Genomic DNA, 19,157 nt, shown 5'->3' with positions numbered 1-19,157 from the left:
CCGGGGGAAGGGGCGTCAACAGGCTTTTGCACCAATTTTGTAACTCTGAGGGTGAATTTTGCGACATTTTATTGCGCAGATTGACGCATGCAGGGAATATTCAGGAAAAATGCCCCCTTTGACCTCCAAATTTCTGCCTTGAGGGTAGTCAAAAAGCGGCATCGCGATGTCCGAAACAAGCATGATGATCAGTTTTGACTGCGGCACCCTGAGAGTGACCGAACAAAAGGGAGGCGGAGGATGATCCATGATCTGGTTGATCTGGGGCGATATCCGATCGATTGCCCGGACTCGCGCGCATATGAACGACTGATCGGTGATCTGCGCCGCGAGTTGGATCAGGACGGTTGTGCCGTTTTGCCCGGTTTCATCCACCCCGAAGGTCTGGCGCAGCTATTGAAAGAGGCGGATGCCGTGTCCGACCGGGCGCACCGCTCTTTCAACCGCACCAACCCTTATTTCTCGCAGGACGATCCTCGGTTGGATCTGAACCACCCAATACGCAGATTCTATGACCGGTCGAACGCCTTCGTTCCGGCGGATAACTTTCCCAAATCGGGTCCGCTGCGCCGAATCTATGAATTCGAGGGCTTTTTGCCGTTCATACGCGATGGGCTGGATGAGCCGGAGGATCGGTTCTTTCGCTATGACGACCCGCTGGCGGATGTGATTGTCAACGTGGTCGAGGAAGGGCAGGGCTTTCCCTGGCATTTTGATACCAACAACTACACCGTGACACTGGCCATCCAGAATGGCGAGGTGGGTGGGGCCTTTGAATACGTGCCGAACTTGCGCAGCACCGAATACGAGAATTTCTCGTCCGTGGCTTCGGTGCTGGATGGAAACCGGGCACTGGTCAGGACGTTGGAGCTGCAGCCCGGGGATCTGCAGATATTCAAGGGCAGATACGCATTGCACCGGGTCGCCCCGGTACAAGGAACGCGCAGCCGATATGTCGGCATCTTTTCCTTTGTCGAAGCCGAAGGCATGTGTGGCGGGGTTGAGCGTACCCAACAGCTGTATGGGCGGGTTCTGCCGCATCATCACCAGCGTGCTGGATTGCGCAAGGATCAGTTGTTGGATTGACCGGTCGCGGGTTACAATCGAGAGCAGGGGCTACCGTCGGAGGGGCACATGCCGGAATTGCTACAGCTCACGCCATTTGTTCTGTGTTCGTCACTGCAAAAGCAGATTGATTTTTATTGCGATCGGTTGGGATTTTCCTGCGGTTTCAGGCAGGATAATTACGCCTTCCTGTCGCGTGGCAAGGTTGCCATCCGATTGCTTGAATGCCCACCACGCGATGATGGGCGTGCCTTGGGGGATGATCAGTCCTTTTACATCGATGTGGCCGGGATTGATGATCTGTATGAAACCCTCAAGGCAGGGTTGGCTGATTTACCAGAGGGGCGCGTGCGTCCGCCGTTTGATCAGCCGTATCAACAACGCGAGTTTCACGTCCTGGATGAGGACGGAACACTGGTGTTTTTTGGCGAAGGTTTGCGAGCAAAGTCTTGAGTTAAAAAGCTCCCGCCCGTCGTCGATGCGCCTTCGGCGCACGTCCTCCGGTTGGGCCAGGCAGCGCATTCCGCGCTGCGGGGTCAGAAGCCAGGGCTTGTGCCTTGTAGTACGCCATGTTCAAGCGCATAGCGGGTCAGGCCAGCGGTGGATGAAATCCCAAGTTTGCGACGGATGTTCTTGCGGTGCGTTTCAACTGTTCGAACCGAGATATCCAATGCTGCGGCGACTTCCTTGTTGGATTTGCCCTGCGCCAATTCCAGCAGAATTGTCTGTTCGCGCCCGGTCAATGCCTCGCGGGCGCTATCGCCTTTGGGCTGAAGCGATCCACTGGCTCCGGTGCACAAGTACTGCTCACCACGCATCACTGCGTCGATAGCCTGTTTGATCTCGTCCGTCGGCACGTCCTTGAGCACGTATCCGCTGGCGCCGTGGCTCAGCGCGGTCGAGATGTATTCGGGGCTGTCATGCATGGACAGGATCAGGATGCGTGTTCGGGGCAGGCGTTCCAGAATGATCTCGGTCGCGCTAAGGCCGCCTAAACCGGGCATGTTCAGGTCCATCAGGATCACGTCGGGCGCAAGATCGGTCGCTTGATCCACAGCCTCTTGTCCGCTGCCCAAGGTCCCGACCACCTCGATCTCATCATAGCTTTCAAGGATCGACTGAATCCCTTCGGCGACCATGGGGTGGTCGTCAACGATAAGAACCCGGATTTTCTGATCGCTCATGTACCAGCCTTTCGGTTAGGCGTTGCGTCCTCTTGCGGCGGCAGCATGTGGCTCAGAGGCAGGCTGACCTCGATCACTGTGCCGCTGCGTGGGGCGCGTGATGACAGAATGCGCAGCGATCCGTCAAGCTGTTCGATGCGTTCCTGCATGTTGCGCAGGCCGATACCGGGGTTGGCGGGATCAGGTGTGGTGCGTAACCCACGGCCATTGTCGGTGATCCGCATTGTCGCGCCTTTCTTGTGGCCGCGCAGGTCGATTGTAACACGGGTCGCGCCGGAGTGGCGTTCAATATTGGTCAATGCCTCTTGAGCAATACGGTAGAGGGCGATCTTGCTGTCCTGGTCCAGCCGGTTGCGGAACACAACGGTCGAGAATTCGGTCTCGATCCCGGTGCGTTCGCAGAAATCGTCGGTCAGCGCCTTGAGGGCAGGGCCAAGGCCCAGATCGTCCAGCACGCCGGGCCGCAAGTCGCGGCTGATGCGGCGGACTTCTGTAATAGCCGCGCCCAGTGTGTCGATGCCCTTTTCCAGAGGTGCCTGTGCCCCGGCATCGTCACCGCGAGACAGGCGACGGCGGGCATTGTCCAGCGCATAGCGGACACCGACGAGGATCTGGCTGATACCGTCATGCAATTCGCGCGCCACGCGCCCACGCTCTTCCTCTTGCGCATCAAAAACCCGCTGCGTCAGTTCTTTAAGTTTGGCATCTGCCAGGCGGCGCTCGCGGACGTTCAGCAACATGCCCGAGGTGAAGACAACCAATACCGCGGCAAGAACAATTGCGCCGATGTAAGAGAAAGTCCGTTGCACACGGGCCTCGACCTCGGCCCGCGCGTTGGCGACTGTCGCGACGATGTCGTCGATGAAAACTCCTGTGCCGACAGCCCACCGCCAATCCTGCAGGCCGACCACATAGGCGATCATTTGTGCCTCTTCGCCTGTCGAAGGTTTTTGCCACATGAAACTGTGCCAGCCCGCACCTTGACGGGCCAGGCTGATGAATTCGTCCACAACAGGAGTGCCGTCGCTATCGGTCAGCCCCTCCCAGTTCCGGTTGATGAATTCGGTCTGGCGCGGGCTGACGAGATTGTTGCCGTCATAGTCATAGACAAAAAAGAACCCGTCCTTGCCGTAGATCATCGCTGACAGGATTTGCGTCACAAGGTTCTGTGCCACCTTGTCTTCAGTCGATGCGCGCCCATAGATATAGGCAAACCCGTTTCGAGCCTGCGTGACATAGTTCTTAAGTTCTTCTTTCTTGGCTTCAATCAGTCGCCGCTCAAGCGCTTCAATTTCACGTTCGGCGGTTGCCCGGGATTCATGAACCACGAAGAACGCAATCGCGGCCACTGCGACGACCAGAGGGATCGCCGCCACAAGCGACAATTTCTGCCCGTAGGTCAGTGAAATCAGATTACGGAATCCCCTCATAGGCGAATCGATACGCAAGCAGGCGGCAAATTGCAAAATTTTTGGTGAATTGGCGCATATGAGAGGGCCGGCGCGAAGAATTATTTTGCATTTGTCACGGTTTGCACCCGGGAAAACACCAAAAACGCGATCCCCTACGTAGTACTAGGTATTCACATTCACATCTTGGTCATTAGGCTGACGCGCACTGAAAACGACTACGCCCGGCAATTGCCCGGGTTTTGAATATGTAGGGGAGGAACACTCATATGGATCGTCGTTCATTTCTAAAAACATCTGCTCTGGGCGGCTCGGCAGCTGCAGCCACCACGCTGGCGGCACCGGCATATGCGCAGGGCAAGCGCACGCTGACCATGGTAACCTCGTGGGGTCGCGGCCTGGCGGGTGTTTTCGACAGCGCACAGCGCTGCGCCGACAGCATCACCGCAATGTCGGACGGTAACCTGACCGTTGACATCAAAGCTGCCGGTGAACTGGTTGGCGCATTCGAAGTCTTTGACGCGGTATCGTCGGGGCAGGCCGACATGTATCACGCAGCGGACTATTACTTTGTTGGTCAGCACCCGGGCTATGCCTTCTTTACCGCTGTTCCGTTCGGCATGACCGCTCAGGAAATGGTAAACTGGTATTACCAGGATGGCGGCATGGAGCTGCATGACGAGCTGGGCCAGATCTTTGGTCTGAAATCGTTCTTGGCAGGTAACACCGGCGCGCAGGCGGGTGGCTGGTACTCGAAAGAGATCAACGGTCCAGAAGACTTCCAGGGTCTGAAATTCCGTATGCCTGGTTTGGGCGGTCAAGCTCTGGGTAAACTGGGCGCGTCCGTGCAGAACATTCCGGGCTCGGAAGTGTATCAGGCGCTGTCGTCCGGCGCGATCGACGGAACCGAGTGGATTGGTCCGTGGGCTGACGAAAAAGCCGGTTTCCAGGAAATCACCAAGGTTTACTACACCGCCGGTTTCCACGAGCCGAACGCAGGCCTGTCTCTGGCAACCAACCGCGACGTCTTCGAAAGCCTGACACCTGCGCAGCAGAAGATCATTGAGATCGCGGCGGCTGAATGCCACCAGTGGAACCTGGCGCAGTTTCTGGCCAATAACGGTGCCGCTCTGCAGCGCCTGCAATCAGGTGGCGTCAAGGTCATGGAATTCCCCGACAGCGTCTGGGATGCGTTCGGTCAGGCCAGCCAAGAAGTGCTGGACGAAAACATGGGCGACGAGCTGTTCAAGAAAATCCACGACAGCCACATGGCGTCGTCGGCGTCGTCGGCCGGCTGGCAGGACCTGTCGTCGGGTGTTTACACAACACAGCGTAACCGCGTCCGCGGCTAAACGTTTTCCAAACGATCAATTGGTTTCCCCGCCTTCGCGGGGAAACCTTTCTCTGTTGCGTATGCGCGGACCCATCAAACCGCTATAATCAGCAGTGCAACTGATACGACCTGGGGACAACATGCAGGACGAAAACGGTATCTCGTTCTTCGGCGCCCTGTGGAACGGACTTGTGTGGTTCGTTCAAAACATTGCCGAAGCCTTCTATAATTTCGGATACGCCATCACGCATCCGCAACTCTGGCTGAACTGGTCGGACAAAGAAGCGATCATGCGCTTTGTCTACTACGGTGGATCGGTCGAGTTCTTCTTTGTGGTTTTCACACTCTTTCTGGTTCTGACGGCCATCGGGCTGTACTACCGGAATTTCATGTGGGGCATGGTGCGAGGCCTGGAAGGGTTCGCCAACACCACCGGGCGTTTCTTTGCCTGGGCCGGTTTGTTGATGGTCATTCAGCAGATCGTCATTGTGTTCATGCAACGCGTGTTTACCCGCCCGGATATGTCGTTTGGACTGGGTATTCCGTTTCAGATGGATATCAGCTGGTTCGCGGAAGAGCTGAAACTCTATAACGCGATGGTCGTCTGCCTGTGCTGCACATATACATTCGTGCAAGGCGGTCACGTACGTGTTGACCTTATCTATGCAGGTATCAGTCACCGCGCCAAACGCGTGGTCGACATGTTGGGTGCGGTTTTCTTCATGATGCCAATGGCGGTGCTGACCTGGATGTATGGCTGGTACTTCATGTGGCGGCACCTGATCGTGCCGAAACCGTCGGCCAGTGACACGCTGGATCGTTTGGTGATGAAATCCCGCGCGCTGCGCTGGAACATTGAAACCATCGGGTTCAGCCCAAATGGGTTCAACGGATACTTCTTGTTCAAGATACTGCTGGTGGCTTTTGCGGCCATGGTGTTCTTGCACGCGATCGCATTCCTGTACCGCTCGTATCTGGAATACGTGGAAGGGCCGGACAGCGTTGGAAAATATCTCGACAAGGACAGCCTTGGCGAGGGTGAAGAAGCCTACGAAGGCGCACATTAGGGACGGAGACCCAGACTATGTTATTCGGACTTGATGGCGTCGAGATAGGCCTCATTATCGTATTCTTCTGCCTCTTTGGGGGCATCCTCTCCGGGTTCCCGGTGGCTTTTGCCATCGGTGGGGCCGGTATCATCTCATTCGGGATCATCGCCGCGCTGGACAGTGCCGGTCTGTTAATACACCAGGCAATTGACACCAGTTCCCAAGCATACCGAGACCTTGTGAATTCGGGCGTCAAACCGGACACGGTGTCGGTGTTCCGCTTCCCGGACTTACCAAGGATCGCCGAGCCGGTCTTTGTGCAAGGCTGGGAAACCGCGCTGGACCGCAATGTCTCGTTCATCGTGAACCGCATGAACGAACGCGTTCTGGCGGGGCAGTCTATTGAGACCCTGCTGGCCGTCCTGATGTTCGTTCTGATGGGCATCACGCTGGAACGCTCAAAGATCGCGAACGATCTGCTGACAACAATGGCGCGCGTCTTTGGACCGCTGCCGGGTGGTCTGGCCGTGTCGATCGTGGTCGTGGGTGCATTCCTGGCGGCCTCGACCGGTATTGTTGGTGCGACCGTGGTAACCATGGGCCTGCTGGCGCTGCCGACCATGTTGCGCAACAACTACTCGCCTGAACTGGCGACGGGTGTGATTGCGGCATCGGGCACGTTGGGGCAGATCATTCCGCCGTCCATCGTGATCGTTCTGTTGGGCACCTTGGCGGGTGATCTCTATTCAACTGCGCAGGAAACACGCGCTCAGGACGCAGGCTGTACCGATGCGCTGACCTATCTGGGGGAACCGGCTGTGGTATCGGTCGGGACGCTGTTCCAGGCCGCCTTGTTGCCGGGGATCATGTTAGCGTTGCTCTATGCGCTTTATGCCTTTGGCTATGCGTTGTTGAACCCTGAGAAAGCCCCGGCAGTTCCAATGTCCGGCGGAAGTGGTGAGCCGATCACGCGCAGTGAAGGCCTGACTTGGTTGCTTGGAGCACCTGTCGCCCTGATCGTTGGCGCAGTCCTGCTGGGCAGCTCGGGGGTCATTGGCAGCCAGAACATCAACGTCTCGGCGTTTTCAGACATCGGTGCGGGCGCGTCGCTGCGCACCAATGTTTCCGAGCAGTGCAAGGTGTCGATGATTGAGCTGCACGGACAATCCGCCTGGGATCAGGCCGTATCCGAGCAGGAAACGATTGACGCCGCAGGTGGTGTCGCCAATGCCGAAAGATTGAGCGAAGAGGCGCTGGTCGAGGCGCGCGAGGCCAAGATCGCCGCTGCGGCGCCGATTGGTACTGGTGTTGCGGTGATTGTGGTTCTGCTGGGTCTGACACTGGTCATGGGCCGCGGCATTGCGCCGTCCAAACCGACGCAGCCGTTGATTTTGGGCGCTATCGGTCTGCTGTTGATGTTGCTGGTTGATGTTCTGCTGATTGCACCAACAACATCTTCGGGATTGACCTTCGTCCTTCTGGCTTTGCCCTTTGCCTTGGCAATGTACGGCTGCAAGGAGGCGGCAGCCCGGTGTGCCACGAATGATTTGATCCGGGTGGTCTTTCCGCCATTGGTTCTGATTATCGCGGTGCTAGGATCAATTCTGGGCGGTGTGACCAACCCGACACCAGCGGCCGCGTTGGGAGCGGGCGGAGCGATCATGCTGGCAGCCTATCGCAAGCTGCAGGATCAGGAGCGTTCCGGCAAGGTGATCATCTGGGCCACTTTTGCCGTGATCATTGCGCTGCTGATGGGCGTGAACTTTGATCTGCGCATCAATCAGAGCAATGTGAACTTTGAGACCTGGGTCGCCTTCATAATTGCTTACGGTGCTTATCTGTATGCTCTGTTCGGTCTGTTGTTTGGGTGCTGGGTTTTATTCACCAGCGGTGTTCTGACGCCCGTGGTGCGCGAAACGGCCAAGGTGACTTCGATGGTGTTCACCATCCTGATCGGATCGCAACTGCTAAATTTGGTGGTGATCTCGTTCGGGGGTGAGCACTATATTCAGCAGTTCCTGCGCAGCTTTGACAACGAGTTCACGGTCTTCCTGATCGTGATGCTGGTGCTGTTCATTCTGGGCTTCGTGCTGGATTTCCTCGAGATCATCTACATCGTGATCCCCATCGTGGGACCGGTGATTTATGGTGGCTCGTTCGATCCGAAATGGGTGACGATCATGGTGGCGGTGAACCTTCAGACGTCGTTCCTGACGCCGCCGTTTGGGTTTGCGCTATTCTACTTACGAGGCGTCGCGCCCAAAGAAGTCACAACAGGCCACATCTACCGTGGGATCATTCCGTTCGTGATCATTCAGGTGGTCGGGATTGCGATCCTGTGGTTCTTCCCGTCGATCGTGACCATTGTTCCGGATCTGATCCCGAATTGATGCGACGTTCTTAACCAAATTGAAAAGGGGGCCTTTGGGCCCCCTTTGCTTTGGTGTTTAGGGGAAGGCGCGCTGCCCCTTCTTGGTCTGCGACCAATTCACCCCCGGGATATTTTTTGCCAGATGAAGTGCAGATCAGGTGAACTGGATCAGATCCCAGCGATTGCCGAACGGGTCGCGCCAGACGGCGACGATGCCATAGGGCTCATTGCGTGGGTCTTCCTCGAAATGGACGCCTGCAGTGATCATTGCGTTGTGGTCACGTTGGAAATCATCGGTTTGAAGGAAAAAGCCGACGCGCCCGCCGGTTTGGTTTCCAACGGCAGCGGTCTGGCTTGGGCTATCTGCCTTGGCCAGCAGCAGGGATGCGTCGCCCGAACCCGGCGGGGCAACCCGGACCCAGCGTTTGCCACCGCCGAGATCAATATCCTGCTGCAGGGTGAAACTGAGTGTTTGGGTATAGAAGGCGATCGCGTCATCGTAGTCCGGCACCACGAGGGTGACGGCGAAAAGACTTTGGGGCATGGGATATCAGCCTTTGGTAGGGTGGCGGTCGGGCAGTTGGATGCTGGCAACCTGTTCCGCGATTGGCGCGGTGGACAAAGGGTGGCGGCTGGAATCCGTCAGTTCAGATGGGTTGTTTACGCTGATCCATTCGCCCTGGTAATAGGCCTCAAGCCCTGAGAAGCGCGCTTTGTAGCCCATCTTGGGGCTGCCCGGCACCCAGTATCCGAGGTAGACATATGGCAACCCGGCTTCGCGCGCGATGTCGATGTGATCGAGGATCATATACGTGCCCAGCGAGTTTTGCGGTTGCTGGGGGGTGTAGAACGAGTAGACCATGCTGAGGCCGTCATCCAGGACATCCGTCAGGCTAACGCCGATCAGATCTCCGGTACTTGGGTCGGCATATTCCACGACCCGGCTGCGGATCGGGGTTTCTTCGATCATCGCGGCGAACTCGAAAACGTCCATATCGGCCATTCCACCATCCGCGTGGCGGGTATCCAGGTAGCGGCGGAAGAGTTCGTATTGCTCATCCGTGGCCCAGGGAGAATTTGCCCTGCGTTGCAGGTACGCGTTGCGTTTGGCCGCGCGTTTCTGACTTTTGCTTGGGCGGAAGGCCGTCACGTCGATCCGGGCCGACAAACAGGCTGCACAATCGGAGCAGGACGGGCGGTACAACACATTTTGCGATCGGCGAAACCCTTGTTGGGACAATGAGTTATTCAGCTGATCCGCACCTTCCCCCTGAAGGGCAGTGAACAATTTACGCTCCATCCTGCCCTCAAGGTAAGGGCAAGGCTGTGGGGCCGTCACATAGAATTGTGGCGCGATTGGCAGCGTGTGTCGCATGAACGTTCCGTGTTTCCTTGGACCGGATGATAACAACCGATCCTAAAACCGCCAAGTGATTCACGTCGTTGAATTTTTTACGCGCGCTGGTTGATCATGACAGTTCCAAGGAACGCATCGGTAAGTCCCTGGCCGCGTGCGCTGGTCAGCATCATGATGACCGAGATGATCTGAATGACCGGAAACGCCATACTGACAAAATAACCGGCTGTGTGGGCCACCGCTTTGCCCAAATCCATCCGGGACCCGAATGAATCGCGCAGTTCGATCCCCATAAAGCGCATGCCCAGTGTGGCCGAGCCATTGGCGATGGTAATCACTCGGTAGACGAAACTGACGACGGCGTAGATCAAGGCCAGGACGAAAAAGCCCAGACCAAAGGTCAGCAGGATGGCCACCGTACACAACAGCGAGATAAAGGCGATGTCGAAAAGCCAGGCGATAAAACGCTTGGTCGCGACAGACTGGTAAAACTCCGGCTGTCGGTCTGGGTCGGGCAGGTGGGTCATATTTTGATTTCCGGCTGAGAATTTAGGACACCCTGTCCCGAATGGCGGGACAGGGCAAGGTCGGCTTAGGCGCGTTCGCCGTTTTCAGCCTCATCGTTGTTTTCACGGGCGCGTTCGTCCATGAACTGGTCAAACTCGGCCTTGTCTTTGGCGTCGCGCAGGCGGCGCAGGAAGGATTCGAATTCCTGTTGTTCGCGCTCGAGCCGGGCCAGGGTGTCGGACTTGTAGGCGTCAAACGCGCTATTGCCGGATGGCTTCATCGCACTCATGTGGCTGTGCCAGGATTTGCGACTGCTGCAGGATTTGCTAAACATGCGTTTGCTCCAGATCATATAGGCAAGAAGCGCCAGGCCAACGGGCCAGAAAAAGATGAAACCAAGGACCATGGCGGCGATCCAGGCCCCTTTGCCCTTGTCATCCATCCAGGCTTCGGCACGAGAGAGCCACCCCGGATTTTGTGGGACGGCGTGGTCGGACAATGCGGTCATTTGGGTTCTCCGGGTTTGATGTAAATTGCGTTCACATTGTCTAGATGGGGACTGAAGCGGGGGTTGCAAGGGGTCGATGTAAAAATGATTTACATTTTGGATTTTGCGACGGTTGACCTTGCTGCGGAACGGGCGCACTTTCCGCCTATGCAACATGTTGAAAATACGACACCTCCGACGCTGGATGAAATTCTAAACCTGGAAAAGCAGGTTTGGACCGCCCTGATGGAAGGCAATGCGGCTGCAGACCGGGCCTTGCTGAGCCCAGATTTTCTTGGGGTTTATCCGACGGGGTTTGCGAACCGGGATGATCACGTGGGACAGTTTGCCGACGCTCCGACGATGGTGCGCTATGAGCTAAGCGACACCCGGTTGCGGGTTTTGACCTCGGATATCGTTCTGCTGTCGTACCGGGCCGACTATCAGCGACCCAAGGCCGAGGGTTGGAGGGCGATGCTAATCTCGTCGCTTTGGGAGCGGCGGCATGACGTCTGGGTCAACAGTTTCAGTCAGGATACGCCCCTGGAGGGGAAATGACCGGGCCTCTTTCCATTCAGCGCCTGCCACGTGCATTCGACCAGTCGCTTGGCGATGATGCGCGCGCGGCGGTCAGCGGCATTACATCCGAACAGGGCGAGTTGATCGCTGGGGCAGCAGGGTCCAGCCCCTATCTGAAAAACTTGATCGATCACGAAAACGATTGGTTGGCCTCAGCGCTGCAACACCCCGATGACGCGCTGGCCGACGTTTTGCAGGCTGCGCGAATGCTACCGCCGGATCAGTTGAAACCGGGGCTACGGCTGGCCAAGCGACGGATGGCGTTGCTGACCGCTCTGGCTGATCTGGCGGGCGCGTGGCCGTTGGAAAAGGTGACCGCGGCGCTAACCGATTTTGGCGCGTTGGCGGCGGATGTGGCGGCCAAGGCCGAGATCGCCAACCTGATCCGGCGCGGCAAACTTCCGGGCATGGGGCCGGACGATGTCGAAACCGCCGCCGGGATGATTATCCTGGCGATGGGCAAGATGGGCGCGTACGAGTTGAATTACAGCTCGGACATCGACCTAATCGTCCTGTTCGATGAGACGCGGTTTGAACCCGATGACTTCTACGAAGCGCGGCAAGGCATGGTGCGGGCGACACGCAATTTCTGCGCCACGCTCAGCGACAAGACAGCGGATGGGTATGTATTCCGCACTGATCTGCGCCTGCGCCCGGACCCAGCGGTAACGCCGGTCTGCATGGCGGCTGAGGCGGCCGAGCGGTACTATGAAAGCCTGGGCCGCACGTGGGAGCGCGCGGCCTATATAAAAGCACGCCCATGCGCTGGCGATATTGCGGCAGGACAACGGTTTCTGGATACGCTGCGCCCCTTTGTCTGGCGGCGTCACCTGGATTTTGCCGCCATTCAGGACGCTCACGACATGCGCCTACGCATACGTGAAAATAAGGGAACCGGGGGTGCTCTGACTATTCCGGGCCATGACATGAAACTGGGGCAGGGCGGCATTCGCGAAATCGAATTCTTTACCCAGACCCGCCAGTTGATTGCCGGTGGGCGTGACCCTGACCTGCGCGTGCGCGGTACGGTACCCGGATTGGCGGCGCTTGCCGAAAAAGGCTGGGTCCCGCAGGACGTGGCAGACAAGCTGACCGACCACTACCGCGCCCATCGTGAGGTCGAACACCGCATCCAGATGGTCCATGACGCTCAGACCCACAAGGTGCCGCAATCGCCGGACGGGATAGAACGCGTTGCTTGCCTGATGGGAGTAGACGTCGAGGAACTGACCCGTGACCTGACCCACAGACTGACCGAAGTGCACGACCTGACGGAAGGGTTTTTTGCGCCCGGTTCCTCGACGCGCGCGCCAGTTGGCGAGGTGGATTTTGACCAGAACGTTTTGGCCCGCTGGACGACATATCCCGCACTGCGATCGCAACGCGGCGCGCGGATTTTCGAACGCCTCAAGCCCGAGTTGCTATCGCGTTTGGCAAAAACGGCGCAACCGGACGAGGCGCTGCGGGCACTGGATGGTTTTCTGTCAGGCTTGCCCGCCGGCGTTCAGCTGTTTTCACTGTTTGAGGCCAACCCCCAACTGATCGACCTGCTGATTGATATTGTCGGGACATCCCACGCGCTTGCGGCGCATCTGTCGCGCAATGCATCGGTGTTTGATGCGGTGATCGGCGGGAGTTTCTTTAGCGACTGGCCGGGACAGGCCACGCTGCAGGCGGATCTGGATCAGGCCCTTTCAGAGGAAACAGATTACGAAAGCCAGTTGGATCTGGCTCGCCGCTGGTGCAAAGAATGGCACTTCCGCGTTGGCGTTCATCACCTGCGCGGGCTGATCGATGGTGAACAGGCGGGGCAGCAATACGCTCAGCTTGCCAGCGCTGTGATCGCTGCGATCCTACCGCGTGTGTCCGAACAGTTTGCCCGTAAACACGGTCCGGCCCCGGGGCGCGGTGCAACCGTGCTGGGCATGGGGTCCCTTGGGGCTGGGCGGATCAACTCGCAATCCGATCTGGATATGATCGTGATCTATGACCCGCTGGATCAGGATATGTCCGAGGGGCCACGCCCATTGGCCACTCGCACTTATTACGCACGGTTTACGCAAGCGCTGATCACGGCCCTATCAGCGCCGATGTCGCAAGGGCGGCTGTATGAGGTCGATATGCGCCTGCGTCCGTCAGGCAATCAGGGGCCGGTGGCGACAAGTTGGGCCAGCTTTACCAACTATCAGCAGAACGAGGCCTGGGTCTGGGAGCATCTCGCCCTGACGCGGGCCCGCGTGATCGCCGGAGACGAAGGTCTGGCTGAAGACATCGAGGCGTTCCGCACAGGCTTGCTGTCGCAACCGCGTGACCAGCAGAAGGCCCTGCGCGAAGTGGCCGAGATGCGCGCCCGCTTGGCCGCTGCCAAATCACCAGCAGGGATCTGGGACGCCAAAAACGGTCCCGGCCGGATGATGGATATCGAGCTGATGGCCGAAACCGGGGCATTGTTGTCGGGCGTGGCGCAGCGTGATGTGCATTCCGGTTTGGACGGCGCCGTCGCTGTTGGTTTGTTGGACGTCGCTCAGGCGCAAACGCTGAAGGACTGCTACGACCTATGTTGGTCCGTACAATGCGCGGCGCGCTTGTTGTCCGGCAAGGTCATCGAAGCTGACAAGGTCGGCGAGGGCGGATCTGCCTTCCTGTGCCGCGCGACTGGATTTGAACAGGTTGAACAGCTGCAAAGCGCGCTGCAAGACAACTACAGCACGGCCGCTGAGATTATTGGCGGCGTGATCAGGGACGAAGATGATGGCGCAGAGTAAAGATCCAAATGATCACAAGGGGTTGATCCGCGAGGCGTATCGGATCGAAGGCATCACATTGCCTGAATGCCGTAGCATTTTTCTGGACTGGGCGCTGAGCCTGCCCGCTGAACGGGACCAATCCCAGGCGCTGATCGATCTGCATGCCTCCTATTCCCAGCAAGACGCGGATCACCCTATGACGCAGGTGCTGGCTGAGGGGTTGCAATCTGCCAAAACCCCCAAGCGGCGCGGCGGTTGGCGATCGCGCGACCGCTAGGGCTTTTCCCTCGGGGTATTCGCGACTATGAGGGCTTCATGACCCAAACTGCCGATCACCCCCGTATCCGCCTGAAACCCAAAGCCAACGCACGTGGCCTGCGCCACGGTTTTCCGTGGGTGTATGCCAATGACATCGTGACGGATCGCCGGACGCGTAAAATCCCGGCAGGGGCGCTGGCAGTGCTTGAGGATGACAAACGCGCGCCCATTGCACTGGTTGCGGTGAATCCTGACTCCAAAATCATGTGCCGCGTTCTGGATCGCAATATCGAAAGCCAGCTCGACGCCGCGTGGTTCGAAACCCGACTGCGCCGTGCGCTCGAGATGCGCGAACGCCTGTTCGAAGCACCCTATTATCGCCTGATCCACGCCGAAGCTGACGGCTTTCCCGGTGTCATCATCGACCGGTTTGGCGATGCCTGTGTGATCCAGCCCAATGCCGCGTGGGCCGAGGCGCACCTGGAAACTCTGACCGAAGCACTGGTCACCGTGACAGGCGTGACTACCGTGCTCAAAAACGCCTCGGGGCGAACCCGAGGGCTGGAAGGCTTGGACGACATGAACGTTACACTGCGTGGTACAGCGCCAGATGCGCCGCTACCAGTGCCGATGAATGGCGCGACCTACATGGCCGATCTGACTGGCGGTCAGAAAACCGGTCTGTTCTATGACCAACGGCCTAACCATGCTTTCGCCGCGCGATTGGTGCAACCGGGCGCGCAGGTATTGGACGTCTTCAGCCACGTGGGTGGCTTCGGACTGGCCATGCTGGCTGGTGGTGCAGGGCAGGCGCTGTCTGTGGATGGATCTGCAGCCGCGCTGGATCTCGCGACCAAAGGGGCCGAGGCCTCTGGTTTTGCTGACACGTTCCAGACCCGCCAAGGCGATGCCTTCGATGTCCTGACCCAATTGGGTGAAGAGGGCGCGCAGTTCGACGTCGTCATCTGTGATCCGCCAGCCTTTGCACCTTCCAGACAAGCGCTGGACGCGGGCTTGCGTGCCTATGAACGAGTGGCCCGTCTGGCGGCGGCTCTGGCCAAACCCGGCGGCTATCTGGGTCTGTGCTCGTGTTCACACGCGGCTGATCTGGGCCGGTTCCGCGACGCCTCGTCTCGCGGGATTGGCCGTGCAGGAAGACAGGCGCAACTGATTCATACAGGCTTTGCCGGGCCCGACCATCCACAACTGCCGCAACTGGCTGAAAGCGGCTATCTCAAAGCTGTGTTCTACCGGCTGTGAAAGCAGTTCTGGATACCTGCGTCATCTACCCTACGGTGATGCGAGAGATGCTGCTCGGCGCTGCCAAACTAGGCCATTTCACCCCCGTTTGGTCGGCGCGCATCCTTGAGGAATGGGCCCGCGCGGCCCGTAAGCTGGGCCCAACAGGCGAGGCTCAGGCCCGCGCCGAAATCGCAATGGCGCAAGCCAATTGGCCCAAGGCCCAGTTTCCCACCGCAGCCAATGTCGAACAACGACTCTGGCTGCCGGACAGCGCGGATATCCACGTTCTGGCAACGGCTGTTGCATCCTCGGCGGACGTGATCGTCACCGTCAACGCCAAGGACTTTCCCCGAAACATCCTGTCCGAGGAAGGGCTGGACCGCCGCGATCCAGACGGTCTGCTGCACAGCTTCTGGCAATCCGATCCCGACGGTATGAGCGACACAGCCAACCGTGTCCTGGCCGAGGCAAACCGCCTGTCGGGCGACCAATGGACCCTGCGCTCGCTTATGAAAAAAGCCCGCCTCCCACGTCTGGGCAAAGCGCTCGCCACATAACCGGGATCCAGCTTCATCTGGCTAAAAATATGCCAGAGTGCGCGATAGACTGGCCTCTCGCTGCCCTTAGATCAGCCACGGTTCCAACGCTGCTCTAATGCCTCCAGAGCAGCGATCCGTTCGTCCGTTTTTGGATGGCTCATCAACCAGGCGGGCACAACGCCAGCACGCTGCTGCGTCAGGTCTTCCAGCTTGTGAAACAGCGACTTCTGCGGCCCGATTCCGATCCCGGCTTTGGTCAGCAAAGCGGCGGCATACTCATCAGCCTCATACTCATCACTGCGCGACAGACGTGACGCCAGCAGGTGCGTCAGCATATTGGCGATCCACGCGCCGATGAACGGGATAAAGCGGTTCAGAAGCATCATCAAAGCGGCCCGCAGCGCATTCTGCCCGGAAAAGTCGATCATCCGGCGGCGCGCATGCCCCAGCGCCACGTGACCCAATTCATGCGCGATGACGCTTGCCATTTCCTCGGCGGATACCTCGCCACTGCGAAATTTGCGGTAGAATCCACGCGTGATGAAAATCCGACCGTCGGGTGCCGCCAGACCGTTCACGGGGTCAATCTCGTAGATGTAGACCGGCACCCGGTCGATCTCTAACGCTGCAGCCAGCCGGTCGGTCATGCGCTTTAAGGCCGGGTCGGCCAGCTCAGTCGACTTTGCATCCAAATCCTTATGGGTGCGCCAGACGGAAATCCGGTACATCACAATGGCATAGGCGATCGCCAGCAGGATCGGGGTAAGACGTAGCATGGTACAAATATGGTTTCGGGCAGGGGATTAGGCAACTGGCCCAGTGTCATAAACTCCGCGTTAAATAACAAGATTGTTGTCCATTGCTTCCAACGGCCCACTGCGCAAAAGAAAATCGCCGCCGGTAACCCGCTTGAGGGCAATCAAACTGAGGTGAACAGGTGAAATACCGCGGCTGCCTGACTTGTCGCAGGGCAGGTTGCGCCATAACTTTGAAATTATGTGGTCATTTGCCGATATCCGCCCGGCCTATAGCAGGGCTGAACGTGTCAGTGATGGCGTTGTTCATGTCCTTGGCGTCACTGCGGCTATCGTTGCCGTTCCGGCGCTGATCGCGTTGACCGCCTTATACCGGACCGAGCCTGCTGCTGTTCTTGGGGTCTCGGTCTACGGCTTCACGCTCATACTGATGCTGTCGTTTTCGGCTTTGTACAACATGGTGCAATCTGATCGATGGAGTGAGCTGCTGCGCCGCCTCGATCACTCGGGGATTTACGTCAAAATTGCAGGTACTTACACGCCATTCATCTTACTTTCCGGTGCCCCAATGACCGGACTCATGATCGGTCTTTGGTCATCTGCGACCCTTGGATCAATCCTGAAAATGATCGACCCGCACCGGTTCCGTTGGTTTGGTTTGGCGCTGTATGTGTTGATGGGATGGGCGTCCGTTTGGGCGGGTCAATCGCTGCTGGCCGACTTGTCGCAGCCTGTTGTGGCGCTGATGATCACCGGAGGCATCGTCTATACCGCGGGCATCGCCTTTTATCTTCTGGATTGGTTGCCGTTCCACAACACAATCTGGCATGTCTTCGTTCTGACAGGCAGCGTGTTGTTTTTCCTTGCGGTTTCGTTCCGTATTGCCTGGGCGCCGGTCCTGCAGATATGACGGTTAGCGGGTCAGTTCCCGCATCCCCTGTTCCAAACCGGCCAGCGTCATCGGCACCATGCGGTCCTCGAAAACCTCGCGGATCATGCCGATGGAATGGGTGTATTCCCAGTACTTTTCCGGCACCGGATTGATCCACAGATTTGATGTCCACTGCTCGCGCGCGCGCTGCAGCCAGACCTGACCGGCTTCTTTGTTCCAATGTTCGTTCGCGCCTCCGGGATAGGCAATCTCATAAGGGCTCATCGAGGCGTCGCCGACGAAGATGCACTTGTAGTCTGAACCATAGGTGCGCAGTACTTCGTGGGTCGGAGTCTGCTGGTCCCATCGGCGGTGATTGTCACGCCAGACGCCTTCATACAGGCAGTTGTGAAAGTAGTAATATTCCAGATGCTTGAACTCGGTTCTTGCAGCGGAAAACAGCTCTTCGACAACTTTGATATGTGGATCCATCGAGCCGCCCACATCCAGAAACAACAGCACTTTGACTGCGTTGTGACGCTCGGGGCGGGTTTTGACGTCGAGATAGCCATGTTCGGCGGTGGCGCGGATGGTGCCGTCCAGATCCAGTTCCTCGGCCGCACCTTCGCGGGCCCAGCGACGCAGGCGCTTCAGCGCGACCTTAATATTGCGCGTACCCAGTTCAACCGTGTCGTCCAGGTTCTTGAATTCGCGCTTGTCCCACACTTTTACGGCGCGCTGATGACGGCTTTCCTTCTGGCCGATCCGCACACCTTCGGGATTATAGCCATAAGCCCCGAACGGCGACGTCCCGGCGGTGCCGATCCACTTGTTGCCACCCTGGTGGCGGCCTTCCTGATCCTTGAGACGCTCGCGCAACGTCTCCATCAGTTTTTCAAAGCCGCCCATGGCCTCGATCTCGGCTTTATCTTCGTCTGAAAGGTGTTTCTCGGCCATCTTGGCCAGCCATTCGGCAGGGATATCGACAGCTTCGAGCACCTGATCAAAGCTGATCTCTTCCAGACCTTTGAAGCTGGCGGCAAAAGCTTGATCGAACTTGTCGATATTGCGCTCGTCCTTCACCATCGACACGCGGGCGAGGTAATAGAACGCCTCGACATCATAGGTCGCCAGACCCTTTTTCATGCCTTCCAGAAAAGTCAGATACTCGCGCAGTGATACGGGAATGCCAGCTTTGCGGAGGTTTTCGAAAAAGGGCAGAAACATGCGTTAACCCACCAAACGAACCAGGATCAGGGAAAGCACCAGACCTACAATGGCAAATGCGATGCCGTAACCGGCCGCATATTGGGCAATATCCGCGCCGCTGCCATTGCGTTTGCGAGCCTTCATCGCGCCAAGGATCGCCCCCAATAACGCCATTCCTAAAACTACGACCATGCG

The 19,157-nt window shown here is 58.0% G+C and carries 20 protein-coding genes; 11 read left to right on the top strand and 9 right to left on the bottom strand.

The window, feature by feature from the left end:
* The first annotated feature begins 240 nt into the window (after window positions 1–240).
* Both AC2FJE_RS12270 and AC2FJE_RS12265 read left to right on the top strand, forming a co-directional pair.
* The gene (locus AC2FJE_RS12270; protein ID WP_496760992.1) at window positions 241–1,086 is read left to right on the top strand and encodes a HalD/BesD family halogenase; all 846 of its coding nucleotides are present in this window, start codon (window positions 241–243) and stop codon (window positions 1,084–1,086) included.
* A gap of 48 nt (window positions 1,087–1,134) precedes the next feature.
* Window positions 1,135–1,518: a bleomycin resistance protein gene (locus AC2FJE_RS12265; RefSeq protein WP_282151453.1), complete on the top strand. Its 384-nt coding sequence runs from the start codon at window positions 1,135–1,137 to the stop codon at window positions 1,516–1,518.
* 83 nt (window positions 1,519–1,601) lie between these two features.
* On the opposite strand, the gene AC2FJE_RS12260 is transcribed toward AC2FJE_RS12265, so the two are convergent.
* Entirely contained in the window at window positions 1,602–2,249 is a 648-nt protein-coding gene (locus AC2FJE_RS12260) for a response regulator transcription factor (protein ID WP_496723300.1), read from the bottom strand.
* Window positions 2,246–3,679, bottom strand: coding sequence for a cache domain-containing protein (locus AC2FJE_RS12255; RefSeq protein WP_282169385.1), 1,434 nt, complete (start codon window positions 3,677–3,679; stop codon window positions 2,246–2,248). Before AC2FJE_RS12255 ends, AC2FJE_RS12260 begins: the two co-directional genes overlap by 4 nt.
* A 248-nt stretch (window positions 3,680–3,927) precedes the next feature.
* Here AC2FJE_RS12255 and AC2FJE_RS12250 point away from each other — a divergent pair, with 248 nt between their 5' ends.
* The 3 genes from AC2FJE_RS12250 to AC2FJE_RS12240 all read left to right on the top strand — a co-directional run bounded on the left by AC2FJE_RS12250 (window position 3,928) and on the right by AC2FJE_RS12240 (window position 8,430).
* A complete protein-coding gene (locus AC2FJE_RS12250; protein ID WP_058273960.1) occupies window positions 3,928–5,010 on the top strand; it encodes a TRAP transporter substrate-binding protein in 1,083 nt (360 codons plus the stop codon).
* Window positions 5,011–5,131: 121 nt separating this feature from the next.
* Window positions 5,132–6,058 (top strand): TRAP transporter small permease subunit, encoded by a 927-nt coding sequence (locus AC2FJE_RS12245; RefSeq protein WP_282151451.1) that lies wholly within the window; start codon window positions 5,132–5,134, stop codon window positions 6,056–6,058.
* Between the two features lie 17 nt (window positions 6,059–6,075).
* Window positions 6,076–8,430, top strand: a complete 2,355-nt coding sequence (locus tag AC2FJE_RS12240; RefSeq protein WP_109311367.1) for a TRAP transporter large permease subunit — start codon at window positions 6,076–6,078, stop codon at window positions 8,428–8,430.
* 135 nt (window positions 8,431–8,565) lie between these two features.
* Here the strand turns inward: AC2FJE_RS12240 and AC2FJE_RS12235 are convergent, their stop codons facing one another.
* From AC2FJE_RS12235 to AC2FJE_RS12220, 4 genes are all read right to left on the bottom strand, one after another.
* Window positions 8,566–8,955 (bottom strand): VOC family protein, encoded by a 390-nt coding sequence (locus tag AC2FJE_RS12235; RefSeq protein ID WP_109311357.1) that lies wholly within the window; start codon window positions 8,953–8,955, stop codon window positions 8,566–8,568.
* A 6-nt stretch (window positions 8,956–8,961) separates the two neighbouring features.
* Window positions 8,962–9,786, bottom strand: coding sequence for an arginyltransferase (locus AC2FJE_RS12230; protein ID WP_282151434.1), 825 nt, complete (start codon window positions 9,784–9,786; stop codon window positions 8,962–8,964).
* Between the two features lie 77 nt (window positions 9,787–9,863).
* Entirely contained in the window at window positions 9,864–10,295 is a 432-nt protein-coding gene (locus AC2FJE_RS12225; protein WP_058274521.1) for an RDD family protein, read from the bottom strand.
* A 65-nt stretch (window positions 10,296–10,360) separates the two neighbouring features.
* On the bottom strand, window positions 10,361–10,783 hold the full coding sequence (locus tag AC2FJE_RS12220; RefSeq protein WP_282151432.1) for a DUF2852 domain-containing protein: 423 nt from the start codon (window positions 10,781–10,783) through the stop codon (window positions 10,361–10,363).
* Between the two features lie 84 nt (window positions 10,784–10,867).
* Between AC2FJE_RS12220 and AC2FJE_RS12215 the strand changes: the two genes are divergently transcribed.
* From AC2FJE_RS12215 to AC2FJE_RS12195, 5 genes are read left to right on the top strand one after another with little or no spacing between them, the layout of a single operon-like run.
* Window positions 10,868–11,320 (top strand): DUF4440 domain-containing protein, encoded by a 453-nt coding sequence (locus tag AC2FJE_RS12215; RefSeq protein ID WP_496760991.1) that lies wholly within the window; start codon window positions 10,868–10,870, stop codon window positions 11,318–11,320.
* The gene (locus tag AC2FJE_RS12210) at window positions 11,317–14,106 is read left to right on the top strand and encodes a [protein-PII] uridylyltransferase family protein (protein WP_496754350.1); all 2,790 of its coding nucleotides are present in this window, start codon (window positions 11,317–11,319) and stop codon (window positions 14,104–14,106) included. The genes AC2FJE_RS12215 and AC2FJE_RS12210 overlap by 4 nt, the downstream gene beginning before the upstream one ends.
* Window positions 14,093–14,365, top strand: a complete 273-nt coding sequence (locus AC2FJE_RS12205; protein ID WP_282169388.1) for a hypothetical protein — start codon at window positions 14,093–14,095, stop codon at window positions 14,363–14,365. The genes AC2FJE_RS12210 and AC2FJE_RS12205 overlap by 14 nt, the downstream gene beginning before the upstream one ends.
* A gap of 38 nt (window positions 14,366–14,403) precedes the next feature.
* Window positions 14,404–15,606 (top strand): RSP_2647 family RNA methyltransferase, encoded by a 1,203-nt coding sequence (locus AC2FJE_RS12200; protein WP_496754348.1) that lies wholly within the window; start codon window positions 14,404–14,406, stop codon window positions 15,604–15,606.
* Window positions 15,603–16,145, top strand: a complete 543-nt coding sequence (locus AC2FJE_RS12195) for an RSP_2648 family PIN domain-containing protein (protein WP_496760990.1) — start codon at window positions 15,603–15,605, stop codon at window positions 16,143–16,145. Before AC2FJE_RS12200 ends, AC2FJE_RS12195 begins: the two co-directional genes overlap by 4 nt.
* A gap of 71 nt (window positions 16,146–16,216) precedes the next feature.
* Here the strand turns inward: AC2FJE_RS12195 and AC2FJE_RS12190 are convergent, their stop codons facing one another.
* On the bottom strand, window positions 16,217–16,903 hold the full coding sequence (locus AC2FJE_RS12190) for a M48 family metallopeptidase (RefSeq protein ID WP_282120510.1): 687 nt from the start codon (window positions 16,901–16,903) through the stop codon (window positions 16,217–16,219).
* Between the two features lie 220 nt (window positions 16,904–17,123).
* Here AC2FJE_RS12190 and trhA point away from each other — a divergent pair, with 220 nt between their 5' ends.
* Window positions 17,124–17,792, top strand: a complete 669-nt coding sequence (gene trhA, locus AC2FJE_RS12185; protein ID WP_282120511.1) for a PAQR family membrane homeostasis protein TrhA — start codon at window positions 17,124–17,126, stop codon at window positions 17,790–17,792.
* 3 nt (window positions 17,793–17,795) lie between these two features.
* On the opposite strand, the gene AC2FJE_RS12180 is transcribed toward trhA, so the two are convergent.
* Both AC2FJE_RS12180 and AC2FJE_RS12175 read right to left on the bottom strand, forming a co-directional pair.
* Window positions 17,796–18,980, bottom strand: a complete 1,185-nt coding sequence (locus tag AC2FJE_RS12180; RefSeq protein ID WP_496754343.1) for a vWA domain-containing protein — start codon at window positions 18,978–18,980, stop codon at window positions 17,796–17,798.
* A gap of 3 nt (window positions 18,981–18,983) precedes the next feature.
* On the bottom strand, window positions 18,984–19,154 hold the full coding sequence (locus AC2FJE_RS12175) for a hypothetical protein (protein ID WP_186437468.1): 171 nt from the start codon (window positions 19,152–19,154) through the stop codon (window positions 18,984–18,986).
* Window positions 19,155–19,157: the final 3 nt, after the last annotated feature.

It is taken from the genome of Ruegeria sp. CDSC002, from assembly GCF_059610905.1.
This window is presented reverse-complemented; position numbering and strand designations above follow the sequence as displayed.